The organism is Caulobacter sp. (genome assembly GCF_049283275.1).
Lineage (GTDB): Bacteria > Pseudomonadota > Alphaproteobacteria > Caulobacterales > Caulobacteraceae > Caulobacter.
Window position 1 is genome coordinate 1 of record NZ_JBAPVS010000324.1, and the last position, 11956, is coordinate 11956.

An 11956-nucleotide genomic window follows, 5' to 3' on the forward strand; every position below is an offset into this window, starting at 1 on the left:
GGCTGCGACTGTCTGGGCCTGGTGCGCGGGGTGTGGCGGGCCCTGTATGGCGACGAGCCGCAGCCCCTGCCGCCCTACGGCCCCGACTGGGCCGAGATCGGCGGCGAGGAGCGATTGGGCGCCGCCCTGGGCCGCTGGCTGACGGCGATCGCCGTGGATCAGGCCCAGCCCGGCGACGTGCTGACCTTCCGCCTGACCCCGACCAGCGTCGCCAAGCACTGCGCCATCCTGTCGGCGCCGGCCCCGGACGCGCGCATCGTGCACGCCTATTGGGGCCGGGCCTGTGTCGAGAGCTGGCTGGGCCCCTGGTGGCGCTCGCGGCTGGCGGGGGCGTTCGCGTTTCCGGGGCGGGATGAGCGCCGCCTAACCCCTCTCTCCTAGAGAGAGGGAGGGGCCCGCCGCGAAGCGGTGGGAGGGTGAGAGGTTTCACCACCGGCCGGAAAACCTCGATTCCTGTCGTTGAGCGCCTCGGAGGCGCCGGACCATGCTCTGGCCATGGACAAGACCGCCACCGCCCGTCGCCTTCGCCGCAACCAGACCCTGGCCGAGAAGACGCTGTGGACGCTCGTCCGCAATCGACGGCTCGGCGGGTTCAGGTTTCTGCGGCAGGTTCCGATCGACCGCTACTTCGCCGATTTCGTCTGCGAGGCGGCCAAGGTGATCGTCGAACTGGACGGCGCGGCGCATGAGGGCCGCGAGGACCACGACGCGCGCCGCACCGAGGCGCTGGAACGGTTCGGCTATGTGGTTGTGAGGTTTCGCAACGAGCAGGTCTTGGCCGATCCCGGCGGGACGGCCGACGACCTGCTGGCCGTGCTCCGTTCGGCGCGGCCGTAACCTCTCACCCTCCCACCGCCTGCGGCGGCGGGCCCCTCCCTCTCTCTATGAGAGAGGGGTTCCATGGACGGCGACTTGGGATCGAAAGCGGACCGAGGCGCTGACGCTGAAGCCAGACGTCGCCTCACTTGGCAGCCCGCCCGCGACAATCCGTCCCGGCCCCGCAGAGCAACAGCGGTTTCTTAACCGTACCGCGTCATACCTCGGCGGGTCCCGGCAGGTCGCGGGGCAAGGGGCGGAGCGTCGGGGTCTTGCAGCCAAGTCAGTACATCAATCTGGACAAGGCCCGGGCTTTGATCGTTGACGACAACAATCAGTCGCTCGACATCATCGCCGGCGTGCTGACCAGCTTCGGCCTGCGCAACATCGTCCGCATGGTCGACGGCAAGGCGGCCCAGAAAGAGTTGAAGGAGCATGCCTTCGACCTGGTCCTGACCAACGGCAACCTGCCCAAACTGGACGGCTACGACCTGATCCGCTGGCTGCGCCGCGAGGCCGACCAGGCCAACCGCATGACCCCGGTGATCATCGTCACCTCTCACACCCGCCACAGCCAGGTCGAGAAGGCCCGGGACTGCGGCGCCAATTTCATCGTCGCCAAGCCGCTCTCGCCGGCCGTCATGCTGGAACGCATACTTTGGGTCGCTAAAGGCGACCGGTTGTTCATCGAGTGCGACGCCTATGTCGGCCCCGATCGACGCTGGCACAATCTGGGTCCGCCGGTCGAGTTCCCGAACGGCCGGCGCCGCGATGACCAGTCGATCGAACTCGGCGAAACCGACGGTCAAAACATGTCCCAGGACGAGCTGGACGCCCTCATCAAACCCATGAAGTCGATCGCATGAGCCATGTCAAAAAAAGCCGCATGAGGCCGCGCCTAGGTCAGCTGATGACCCAGGCGGGCGGCATGTACGTCGTCGACGCCCTCAAGCGCGCCGACGCCGTGATGGAGACCCTGCGCGAGCCTTCGCTGCTGGGGATCGACGACTATATCGACTCGCTGGACAAGCTGCTGACGTCGGGACTCGACGACGCGACCGTGATCGAGCGTCTGTACGCCCGGGCCAGCGACATCGTCAGCCTCAGCGGCTCGGAGCGCAACGAGGCCATCCAGATCGCCGCCAGATCGCTGTGCGACCTGCTCGACGAAACCGTCGGCCTGACTCCCTCGGCCCTGGCCGCGGTCAAGGTGCACATCTCCACGATCAAGCTGCTGCACCGCGCGCCGGACAATCCCGAGCTCCAGACGCCCATCCTCGAAGGCCTGGCCAGCGTGCTGGAAAAGCACCGCGGCGAGAGCGCGTCCCACAACGCCGCCCCCAAGGAAGACTGAGCCGGCACGGCCCCTCAAACCGTCATTCGGGAATGACGGCTGAGCGGGAGCGCGAGTAACCTCGAAGTCGCGATCTCGGAATCGGAGCCCTACCGCTTGCCCCGCAACCACGGCGCCAGGCGGTCCTGCAGCGGCTGGTCGAGATAGGTGTGGAACAGCCAGGCCGCGCCCATGGCGATCGGGAACGAGGCCAGCCACATCAGCCACTGCCAGCCGATGCCGATGGGCACGGCCTCGATCAGCTTGTGCACCGCGCTCCAATAGATCACCCCCACGAAGATGTGGGTGATGAACAGGGCGAACGACAGCTTGGCCCCCTCCTCGATCCAGGCCTTGGGATGGCGCACCGGCAACCGTCCCGCCCCCAGCACGATGGCCGCGATGGCGGTCAGGCACGGCAGATCGAAAAACAGCTCGTCGGGCAGGGCGTAGCGGTCCAGCGGCTGCATGGCCGCCAGCACGACGCAACCGCCGACCAGCAGGGCCTTGGCGGCCTTCTCCGACGGCCAGTCCATCTCGACCGCCCGCGCCAGACAGACGCCCAGGATGAACAGCGGCAGGGCCCGCACCACCCCGAACCGGAACTGCAGGTCCGACAGGGCGTGGTCGAACACCGTCCGCGCCACCACCTCGCAGGCCGCGAAGGCCAGGACGCCGACCAGCGGCAGAATCCACGGCCGGCGCACCTTGCCGGCGGCGCGCCAAAGCCAGGGGAACACCGCGTAGCAGACCACCAGGGCCGACAACGACCAGCTGGGCAGGTTCCAGCCGTCGCTGTTGAAGCCCCAGGCGTGGACCAAAAGGGCCTGGACCGGCAGCTGATCCCAGGCGAAGCGCGAAGGCTTGTGGGCGTCGGTGCCGACGGCGTTGAGCACCAGCACCAGGACGGCCATCATCGCCAGCACCATCAGGTGCCCCGGCCAGACCCGTCCGACCCGGCGCACCCAGAAGCGGCCGTGGCTGATGCGTCCCGTCAGCGTCGAGGCGCCGTAGGCCCGGCCCAGCACATAGCCCGACAGCATCAGGAAGAAGTCCGTCGCCAGAAAGCCGCGCGAGAACACCTGGCCGAAGCGCTCGATGCGCATCGGGCCCTCGGCCCCGAAATGGTAGATGACGATCAGCAGCGAGGCGAGCAGCCGCAGCAGATCCAGCGCCCCGCCGCGCGTGGAGGCGCGGAGCGGATGCGTCGCGCCACGCCCATCAGGGGGCGCAGGCGCCGCCTCTTCGGGCGTCAAGGGAAGGACGGATACGTTCACAGCGCTCCCGCCTTAACAAAGCCGAGCCTTTCGGGAAAGCACGCTTGGCGGGTCGACGCGCGGCGCCGCGACGCGGCCCTCCGGCTGTGGCCAAATGGCCGCCCTCGTGCGCCACTTCCCGCTGTCATCCCGGACAAGCGCGCAGCGCGCAGATCCGGGACCGACGCGTGAACTCAGCGCTTCCGGCGGTCCCGGATCTGCGCCTGGCTTGTCCGGGATGACAGAGCTTTTTGGAGGCGGATTGAACGGCGTTGGCGCGCCCCTATCTGTAACTCATACAGTATCTAATTGGACCCCGCCCCCATGACCGCCCGCCAACCCGTCCTGTTCCTCGGCCACGGCTCGCCGATGAACGCCATCGAGGACAATGCCTGGAGCCGCGCCTGGGCGGACCTGGGCGCCGCGTTGCCGCGCCCGAAGGCGGTGCTGATGATCAGCGCCCACTGGGAGACGCGCGGGGCCAGCGCGGTCAGCGCTTCGGAACACCCCGAGACCATCCACGACTTCGGCGGTTTCCCCCAGGCGCTGTTCGACGTGCGCTACGACGCGCCCGGCGATCCGGCCCTGGCGCGGCGCGTGGCGGAAATCCTGTCGCCCGATCCGGTCGTCCAGCACCCGAGCCGGGGCCTGGACCACGGCGCCTGGGGCGTGTTGCGCCCGATGTATCCGCACGCCGACGTGCCGGTGGTGCAGCTGTCCCTGGATCGCGGCCGCCCCGACCGCTGGCACTACGAGGCCGGCAAGCGCCTGGCGGTCCTGCGCGACGAGGGCGTGCTGATCATCGGCAGCGGCGACATCGTCCACAATCTGCGGGCCGTGAACTTCCGCACCGGCGAGGTCCCCGACTGGGCCCCGCGCTTCAACGAGACGGCCAAGGCCCTGATCGCCGCCGGCGACCACGACCCGCTGATCGACTGGCGCACCCTGGGCGCCGACGCCGACGCCTCGATCAACAGCGCCGAGCACTACCTGCCCCTGCTCTATGTGCTGGGCGCGCAAACGCCGGGCGAGCCGGTGTCGTTCTTCACCGACGACGTCTTCGCCGCGATCTCGATGACCAGCGTGCGGGTGGGATGAGTGGAGGAATGGAATGGATGGCGCATCCTTTCCGCCCTCCAACCTGTTCTCCCCGCATGACCTACCAACTGCATTACTGGCCCACGATCCAGGGGCGCGGCGAGTTCGTGCGACTGGCGCTGGAGGACGCCGCGGCGGCCTATGTCGACGTGGCGCGCGGCGACAAGGACGACGGCGGCGGCGGCGAGCGGGCCCTGATGGCCGACCTGGCGAAAGGCGACCATCCGCCGTTCGCCCCGCCCTATCTGGTCGACGGCGACCGGGTGATCGGCCAGACCGCCAACATCCTGCTGCACCTGGGCCCGCGCCACGGCCTGGCGCCGCGTGACGAGAGCGGGCGGCTGTGGGTCAACCAGATGCAGCTGACCCTCGCCGACCTGGTCGCCGAAGCCCACGACGTCCATCACCCGGTGGGCATGGGCCTCTACTACGAGGACCAGAAGGACGAGGCCGCACGCCGGGCCAAGGAATTCCGCACCCAGCGGATCAAGAAATACCTGGGCTGGTTCGAGACCGTGTTGGAGCGCGCGCCGAAAGGCGGCTGGCTCACCGGCCAGCATGTCACCTATGCCGACCTGTCGCTGTTCCAGGCGGTGGAGGGGCTGCGCTACGCCTTCCCCCACGCGATGAAGCGGCTGGAGCCGAAGCTGGACCGGGTGATCGCCGTGCGCGACGCGGTGGCGCAGCGGCCCAACGTCAAAGCCTATCTGGCCTCGGAGCGACGGATCCCGTTCAGCACCGAGGGCATCTTCCGCGCCTATCCCGAGCTCGATCCGGGGTGAACACGGGAACTGCACTGGCGCGTAAATGGAAACGGTTTGTTTCGATCATTTCCATTTAAGAACGCACCCCAAGGCGCCATCTTCTCTCCAACAGAGACGGCCCACCCTTTCCTCAGGGGCCTCGGTCTCCCGGAGACAGACCATGATCGATGTTCGATCCTTCGACAGCCTGGGCGGCGCCAACCACGGTTGGCTGGACGCCAAGCATCACTTCTCGTTCGCCGACTACCACGACCCCACGCGCGTCCATCACGGCGCCCTGCGGGTGTGGAACGACGACACCATCGAGGCCGGCACGGGCTTTCCGCCCCATCCGCACGCCGACATGGAGATCATCACCTATGTCCGCGAAGGCGCGATCACCCACCAGGACAACCTGGGCAACAAGGGCCGCACCGAGGCGGGCGACGTCCAGGTGATGAGCGCCGGCACCGGCATCCGTCACTCGGAATACAATCTGGAAAGCACCGCCACCAAGATCTTCCAGATCTGGATCATCCCGAACAAGCGCGGCGAAGGTCCGGCCTGGGGCGCCAAGCCGTTCCCCAAAGGCGACCGCAGCGGCAAGTTCGTGGCCCTGGCCAGCGGCTTCGAGGGCGACACCGACGCCCTGCCGATCCGCACCGACGCCCGCGTCCTGGGCGCCACGCTGAAGGCGGGTGAGACCACCGAGTACGCCATCGGCGCGGACCGCAAGGGCTATCTGGTGCCGTCGACCGGCAAGGTCGAGGTCAACGGCGTGACCCTGAACACCCGCGACGGCGCGGCCATTCAAGACGAGGCCGTCATCCGCGTGAAAGCGCTGGAAGACGCCGAGCTGGTCCTCGTCGACGCCGCTTAAGGGCTGATCGACATTCATGCTCTGTGCGTGGTCCTCGTCCTTCGACAAGCTCAGGATGAGGACCATTTACAGGCCTGGGCTGCTGAGAAACCTCATCCCGAGCTGGTCGAAGGACGAGGTTTCCGCCCCAGACGCTGGGTGTCGGTACGCCCCAATCTCTCTCTGAGGGCTCGGTTTCTTCAAGCCCGAACCTTCCTCCAAGTCCAAAATCCAACCCCTAAGTTCACAAGGAGGCCGTCATGGCCAAGGTTCTCGTTCTCTACTATTCCGCCTACGGCCACATCGAGACGATGGCCAACGCCGTCGCCGAGGGCGCCCGCGCCGCCGGGGCCACCGTCGACATCAAGCGCGTGCCCGAGCTGGTGCCCGAAGAGGTCGCCAAGAAATCCTATTACAAGCTGGACCAGGCCGCCCCGATCGCCACGATCGCCGACCTGGAAAACTACGACGCCATCATCGTCGGCACGGGCACCCGCTTTGGCCGCATGAGCTCGCAGATGGCCAGCTTCCTCGACCAGGCCGGCGGCCTGTGGGCCCGCGGCGCGCTGAACGGCAAGGTGGGCGCGGCCTTCACCTCGTCGGCCACCCAGCACGGCGGCAACGAGACCACCCTGTTCTCGATCATCACCAACCTGCTGCACTTCGGCATGACCATCGTCGGCCTGCCCTACAGCCACCAGGGCCAGATGACCCTGGAGGAAATCACCGGCGGCGCGCCCTACGGCGCCACCACGATCGCCGCCGCGGACGGTTCGCGTCAGCCCAGCCAGATCGAGCTGGACGGCGCCCGCCACCAGGGCGAACTGGTCGCCAAGACCGCCGCCAAGCTGTTCGGCTAGGCCGGGACGTCCCTCCTTCTCCCCTTGTGGGAGAAGGTGTCGGCGAAGCCGACGGATGAGGGGTCCCCCAAAAGCAAAACGCCGCGACCGCCCTTCGGCTGTCGCGGCGTTTCTGTTCTTCGACCCCTCACCCGACCTCCTTCGGAGGCCACCCTCTCCCACAAGGGGAGAGGGAAGATCACACCTCGAACGTCACGCCCTGGGCCAGCGGCAAGGTCGTTCCGTAGTTCACGGTGTTGGTGGCCCGGCGCATATAGGTCTTCCAGCTGTCGGAGCCGGCTTCGCGGCCGCCGCCGGTTTCCTTCTCGCCGCCGAAGGCCCCGCCGATCTCCGCGCCGGAGGGGCCGATATTGATGTTGGCGATGCCGCAGTCGCTGCCCTCGGCCGACACGAACAGCTCGGCCTCGCGGACGTTCAGCGTGAAGATCGACGACGACAGGCCTTGGGCCACGTCGTTCTGGGCGGCGATCGCTTCGGCCAGTTCGCGGTAGCGCATCACGTAGAGGATGGGCGCGAAGGTCTCGGACTTCACGATGTCGGCCTGGGCGTCCATCTCGACCAGGGCGGGGGCGACGTAATAGGCGTCCGGCCCCGCCACCGCCACACGTTCGCCGCCGACCACCCGGCCGCCCGCGGCGCGGGCCGCCGTCAGCGCCGCCTGCATGGCGTCGAACGCGGCCTTGTCGATCAGCGGGCCGACCAGCACCCCGGCCGCGCGCGGGTCGCCGACCGGCACGGACGGATAGGCGCTCTTCAGCCGGCTGACGAAGGTCTCATAGACGCTGTCGTGCACGAACAGTCGGCGCAGGGTGGTGCAGCGCTGGCCCGCCGTGCCCATGGCCGCGAAGGCCACGCCGCGCAGGGTCAGGTCCAGATCGGCCGACGGGGCGACGATGGCGGCGTTGTTGCCGCCCAGCTCCAGCAGGGCGCGGGCGAAGCGGGCGGCCAGTTTCGGCGCCACCGTCCGGCCCATGGCCGTCGAGCCGGTGGCCGAGACCAGCGGGACCTTCGGATGGTCGACCAGGGCCTCGCCGACCGCGCGGCCGCCGATCAGCAGCACCGAGAGATCGGCGGGCGCGTCCGGGCCGAATTTCGCCGCCGCCCGCTCGAACAGCGCCTGGGTCGCCAGGGCCGTCAGCGGGGTCTTCTCCGACGGCTTCCACACCACGGCGTCGCCGCAGACCAAGGCCAGGGCCGCGTTCCACGACCAGACGGCGACCGGGAAGTTGAAGGCGCTGATCACCCCCACCACGCCCAGCGGATGCCAGGTCTCCATCATCCGGTGCGAGGGCCGCTCGGTGGCCAGGGTCAGGCCGAACAACTGGCGCGACAGGCCCACGGCGTAGTCGCAGATGTCGATCATCTCCTGCACCTCGCCCAGCCCCTCGGACACCACCTTGCCGGCCTCCAGGGTGACCAGGGCGGCCAGATCGGTCTTGGCCGCGCGCAGCTCCTCGCCCAGCAGCCGGACCAGCTCGCCCCGGCGCGGGGCGGGGACCTTGCGCCAAGCCAGATAGGCGTCGTGGGCGGCGTCGATGGCGGCCTTGGCCTGGGCGGGCGTCGCCGAGGCCAACTGGGCCAGCACCTCGCCGGTCACCGGCGAGCGGGCGGCCAGGCTTCCGCCGTCGAGCACGGCGGGGTCGACGCCCAGGCGGCCCAGAAGGGCGCGGGCTTCGGCGACGGCGGAGGGGACGGTGGTCATGCGGCGGTCCTGGTCCTTTGAACTTATTTCAGATCCGCTCATCCCGGCGAACGCCGGATGAGCGGATATTTGGAAAGGCTCATAGGCCAATTCGCCCTCGAAAGCCCGGGCTCGAGCCGAAGCTCACTCGGCTTCCAGCCGCGCGCGAACGTCCTGGTAGGCCGCGGCGATCAGGGCGTTCAGCGCGGCGGCGTCGACCGGTCGGCCCCAGTGGACCTTCACGTGCCGCATGCGCTTGCCCGCCCCCTCCAGCAGGCCCGCCGGATCGTCAAGCGCCGCGCCGTGGAAGAAGCCGATGTTCACGTGGGCGCTGAAGGCGTCGACATAGGCGAACGCGGCGCCGTCCACGCAAGCCGTGGGATGGCCGTCGTGCAGCAGCTCGCGAACGTCGGGCCCGCAAGCCCGCAAGGCTTCGAACCACGGCTGGGCCAGGCGGCGCAGGTCATGCTCGGGCGCGGAGAACCAGGCGGCGACGTCCGGGTCTCCGCGCAAGGCGCCCGTGAGCCGAAAGAGCTGGGTCATCGAGCCAGAATGCCAGCGCGCCTCCCGAATGTCGAAGCCCCGAACGCCCCGCGGCAGGAGATTCTCGCGCCTTTTGTCAGGCCGCCTTCCCCGCTCGCGGGATGACGAGCCATGACCGCGGGGAACGGCGGGGGCCTCACAGCTGTATTTCGGGGCCCCTTTGATCGCTCAAAGGTTGTATGGAGACAAAAATCACCCATTTCGATTAAAAACCATAAAAAGGTTCACGAAATCAGCGCCTAGACCCTAAGCTCGACGACGGTGCGACGACCGCCGCCCCCGATTCGACAGGACGAACGGCCCTTCGCCGGCGCGAGCGGCGCCGGGACCTGACGGGATCGAAATTGAATTCGGAGAGCAGGGATGCACGGGCTTCGGGGGGGCTTCGGCCTAGGCAAGAGCGTCGCGGCGCAAACCGACATGGCCGACGAAACCCTCAGGCCGCCGGAAGCCGCGTCCTTCCACGAGCGCCCCTTCCCCGCGCGGCCCGCGCGTATCGCGGCCGGATCCTCGGAGATCGCCCTGCTGGACGGCGACGGGCGGATCGTGGCGGTCAACCAGGCTTGGCGAAAGGCCCTCGTCGCGCGGGGTTCGGCTGAACGCGACTGGGGGATCGGCGCTTCGTACGTCGAGGTGATCTGCGGTCTCGCGCCCGACCTCGACCGGACCGCGCTCGAGCTGGGCCTGCTGCGTCTGGCGGCGGGCGGCGTCGAGGAAGTCCGCCACACCTATGCTCCGGTCGCCGCCCGCGGCCCGGGCCTGCGCCGGCTGCAGATCACGCCGCTGTCGGTGGGCGCCGAGGGCCGTTTCGTGGCGGTCCACGACGACCTGACGGATCTGGTCCAGACGCGGGAGGCGCTCCAGGCGACCACGGACGAACTGCTCGCCGCCAGGGACGAGGAGCGTCAGCGCATCGCCGTCGAACTGCACGACTCCACCAGCCAACATCTGGTCTCCGCCGGCTTTGGCCTGGCGCGCCTGCGACGCGCCGCGCTTTTCGAGGGCCTGGAGACCAAGATCATCGACGCGATCGAGATGTCGCTGAACGAGGCCCTCAAGGAGACGCGGATCCTCTCGTACCTGGTCGAGCCCCGCGACCTGGGGCCGGACGGCCTGTCGGCCGGCATCCGCCAGTTCGTCGCCGGCTTCGCCCGGCGGACCGGGCTGGAGGTCAGGCTGGACGCCGACCCGGCCATCGACGGCGTCTCCCCGGCCTTGCGGCACGCCGCGCTGCGGATCGTCCAGGAGGCGCTGCTGAACGCCCATCGGCATGCGGACGCCGGCAGCGTCTCGATCGCGCTCGATCTGGACCCTGAACGGCTCACGGTCTCGGTGATCGACGACGGCCGCGGCATGGGCTCGGAGCGGGGCGAGCCTTGCCTGGGCGTGGGCATCCCCGGCATGCGGGCCCGCGCCCGTCAGTTCTCCGGTCATCTGGAGATTTCAAGCGACGGGACCGGAACCCGCATCGTGGCCACGCTTCCCCTGGCCTGACGCCACGCCAGGACGGATTGGGCAGGCGACGGCTTGACTCGCCCATTACCTGTGTGGCACACAGTGTATGCCACACACCAAGTGGCGCACACCATGTGACGTACACCATGCCTCAGGACGCCGACATTTTCGAAACCCTGCGCCAGGAGCTTCGGCGCGGGACGCTGATCCTGGCCGTGCTGGCCCAGCTGAAGGTCGAGCGCTACGGCTACAGCCTGCGCCAGGCCCTGGCCGAGGTGGGTCTGGAGATCGACGAAGGCGCCCTCTACCCCATGCTGCGCCGCCTGGAGAGCCAGGGCCTGCTGACCAGCGAATGGCGCGAGGAAGACAAGCGTAAGAAGCGTTTTTACCGCCTGTCGTCCGAGGGCGAGGCCGTGCTGGCCCGCCTGTCCGCCGAGTGGCGGGCGATGAACGACACCCTGCAAAACCTGATCTGAAGAGGGAGCCCGTCATGGACCTGCTCGATCGCTATCTGGCCGCCGTCGCGGCCCTGCTGCCCAGGGACCAGCGCGAAGACATCGTCGCCGAGCTGCGCGACATCCTGCTCAACCGGATGGAGGAGAAGGAGGCTGAGCTGGGCCGCCCCCTGACCGCCAACGAGCGCGAGGCCGTGCTCAAGGCGTTCGGCCATCCGATCGCGGTGGCGGGCCGGTTCGGCGCCACCCGATCGCTGATCGGACCCGAGATCTATCCGTTCTATCTTTTCGGGGTGAAGGCGTTGCTGGTGGTGGCGGCGATCGTTTCGGCGATTCCGGCCGTCATCACGGTGATCACCAGCCCGGCCGGGGCCGCCGGGGCCTTGTCCCAGTTCCTGTCCGGCTTCCTGTCCTCGGGCTTCACGCTGATCGGTGTCGCCACGGTGCTGGGCGTGGGGTTCGAGCGCGGCTGGATCCCGCGCACCGGCTTCGCCGACTGGAAGGTGGCCGACCTGCCGATCCTGGACGCCCTGGCCCCGCCCAAAATGGGCCTGTTCCTCAAGCGGCCGCTGGAGCGGCGCTTCGAGGCCCTGCTGGAGATGATCCTGACGGCGCTGTTCATCCTGTGGTGGACGGGACTGGTTCAAACGCCGTGGTCGAACCGCATCACGGACAGCGACATGGTCCTGCAGCCCGGTGCCGTCTGGGCGACGCTGTACTGGCCGATCCTGGGCATGGCCGGTCTGCAGTTGGTGTCCAGCCTGGTCGGTTTGCTGCGGCCGAGCTGGGTGCGGGGCCGGGCGGCGCTGGAGCTGGCCGGCAGCGCGGCGGGGCTGGCGCTGGCCGTGGTCCTGCAG

General features: G+C 68.7%; 14 protein-coding genes. 11 read left to right on the forward strand and 3 right to left on the reverse strand.

Translation table 11 applies throughout. The annotated features are described in order from the left end of the window. From WAL33_RS18310 to WAL33_RS18325, 4 genes are all read left to right on the forward strand, one after another. A partial coding sequence (locus WAL33_RS18310; protein WP_422183042.1) for a peptidase P60 occupies positions 1-381 on the forward strand: 381 nt, incomplete at its 5' end. A 114-nt stretch (positions 382-495) separates the two neighbouring features. Beyond that, the gene (locus WAL33_RS18315; RefSeq protein ID WP_422183062.1) at positions 496-837 is read left to right on the forward strand and encodes an endonuclease domain-containing protein; all 342 of its coding nucleotides are present in this window, start codon (positions 496-498) and stop codon (positions 835-837) included. A gap of 251 nt (positions 838-1088) precedes the next feature. Continuing rightward, a complete protein-coding gene (locus tag WAL33_RS18320; RefSeq protein WP_422183044.1) occupies positions 1089-1682 on the forward strand; it encodes a response regulator in 594 nt (197 codons plus the stop codon). A gap of 20 nt (positions 1683-1702) precedes the next feature. Beyond that, positions 1703-2170 (forward strand): hypothetical protein, encoded by a 468-nt coding sequence (locus WAL33_RS18325; protein WP_422183045.1) that lies wholly within the window; start codon positions 1703-1705, stop codon positions 2168-2170. An 89-nt stretch (positions 2171-2259) separates the two neighbouring features. Here the strand turns inward: WAL33_RS18325 and WAL33_RS18330 are convergent, their stop codons facing one another. Continuing rightward, positions 2260-3321, reverse strand: coding sequence for an acyltransferase family protein (locus WAL33_RS18330; RefSeq protein WP_422183064.1), 1062 nt, complete (start codon positions 3319-3321; stop codon positions 2260-2262). 408 nt (positions 3322-3729) lie between these two features. Between WAL33_RS18330 and ygiD the strand changes: the two genes are divergently transcribed. The 4 genes from ygiD to wrbA all read left to right on the forward strand — a co-directional run bounded on the left by ygiD (position 3730) and on the right by wrbA (position 6965). Continuing rightward, positions 3730-4503 carry a 4,5-DOPA dioxygenase extradiol gene (gene ygiD / locus WAL33_RS18335; protein ID WP_422183047.1) on the forward strand — a complete coding sequence of 258 codons (774 nt, stop codon included), beginning with the start codon at positions 3730-3732 and terminating at the stop codon, positions 4501-4503. Positions 4504-4559: 56 nt separating this feature from the next. Next, positions 4560-5285 carry a glutathione S-transferase gene (locus tag WAL33_RS18340; protein ID WP_422183049.1) on the forward strand — a complete coding sequence of 242 codons (726 nt, stop codon included), beginning with the start codon at positions 4560-4562 and terminating at the stop codon, positions 5283-5285. Positions 5286-5427: 142 nt separating this feature from the next. Further along, positions 5428-6126, forward strand: coding sequence for a pirin family protein (locus tag WAL33_RS18345; protein ID WP_422183052.1), 699 nt, complete (start codon positions 5428-5430; stop codon positions 6124-6126). Positions 6127-6365: 239 nt separating this feature from the next. Next, entirely contained in the window at positions 6366-6965 is a 600-nt protein-coding gene (gene wrbA / locus WAL33_RS18350) for an NAD(P)H:quinone oxidoreductase (RefSeq protein ID WP_422183053.1), read from the forward strand. Between the two features lie 178 nt (positions 6966-7143). On the opposite strand, the gene WAL33_RS18355 is transcribed toward wrbA, so the two are convergent. Together WAL33_RS18355 and WAL33_RS18360 are read right to left on the reverse strand one after the other, a co-directional pair. After that, entirely contained in the window at positions 7144-8667 is a 1524-nt protein-coding gene (locus WAL33_RS18355) for an aldehyde dehydrogenase family protein (RefSeq protein ID WP_422183055.1), read from the reverse strand. Between the two features lie 123 nt (positions 8668-8790). Next, positions 8791-9189: a DUF1801 domain-containing protein gene (locus WAL33_RS18360; RefSeq protein ID WP_422183057.1), complete on the reverse strand. Its 399-nt coding sequence runs from the start codon at positions 9187-9189 to the stop codon at positions 8791-8793. 420 nt (positions 9190-9609) lie between these two features. Between WAL33_RS18360 and WAL33_RS18365 the strand changes: the two genes are divergently transcribed. The 3 genes from WAL33_RS18365 to WAL33_RS18375 all read left to right on the forward strand — a co-directional run. Next, positions 9610-10683 (forward strand): sensor histidine kinase, encoded by a 1074-nt coding sequence (locus WAL33_RS18365; protein ID WP_422183058.1) that lies wholly within the window; start codon positions 9610-9612, stop codon positions 10681-10683. A 107-nt stretch (positions 10684-10790) separates the two neighbouring features. Next, entirely contained in the window at positions 10791-11120 is a 330-nt protein-coding gene (locus WAL33_RS18370) for a PadR family transcriptional regulator (RefSeq protein WP_029908469.1), read from the forward strand. Between the two features lie 14 nt (positions 11121-11134). After that, on the forward strand, positions 11135-11956 hold an 822-nt coding region (locus WAL33_RS18375; RefSeq protein ID WP_422183060.1), incomplete at its 3' end, for an HAAS signaling domain-containing protein.

Coding starts and splice junctions, on each gene's coding strand:
- WAL33_RS18315 (WP_422183062.1), top strand. CDS start 496: ATGGACAAGACCGCCACCGCCCGTCGCCTTCGCCGCAACCAGACCCTG.
- WAL33_RS18325 (WP_422183045.1), top strand. CDS start 1,703: ATGAGGCCGCGCCTAGGTCAGCTGATGACCCAGGCGGGCGGCATGTAC.
- ygiD (WP_422183047.1), top strand. CDS start 3,730: ATGACCGCCCGCCAACCCGTCCTGTTCCTCGGCCACGGCTCGCCGATG.
- WAL33_RS18340 (WP_422183049.1), top strand. CDS start 4,560: ATGACCTACCAACTGCATTACTGGCCCACGATCCAGGGGCGCGGCGAG.
- WAL33_RS18345 (WP_422183052.1), top strand. CDS start 5,428: ATGATCGATGTTCGATCCTTCGACAGCCTGGGCGGCGCCAACCACGGT.
- wrbA (WP_422183053.1), top strand. CDS start 6,366: ATGGCCAAGGTTCTCGTTCTCTACTATTCCGCCTACGGCCACATCGAG.
- WAL33_RS18355 (WP_422183055.1), bottom strand. CDS start 8,667: ATGACCACCGTCCCCTCCGCCGTCGCCGAAGCCCGCGCCCTTCTGGGC.
- WAL33_RS18360 (WP_422183057.1), bottom strand. CDS start 9,189: ATGACCCAGCTCTTTCGGCTCACGGGCGCCTTGCGCGGAGACCCGGAC.
- WAL33_RS18365 (WP_422183058.1), top strand. CDS start 9,610: ATGGCCGACGAAACCCTCAGGCCGCCGGAAGCCGCGTCCTTCCACGAG.
- WAL33_RS18370 (WP_029908469.1), top strand. CDS start 10,791: ATGCCTCAGGACGCCGACATTTTCGAAACCCTGCGCCAGGAGCTTCGG.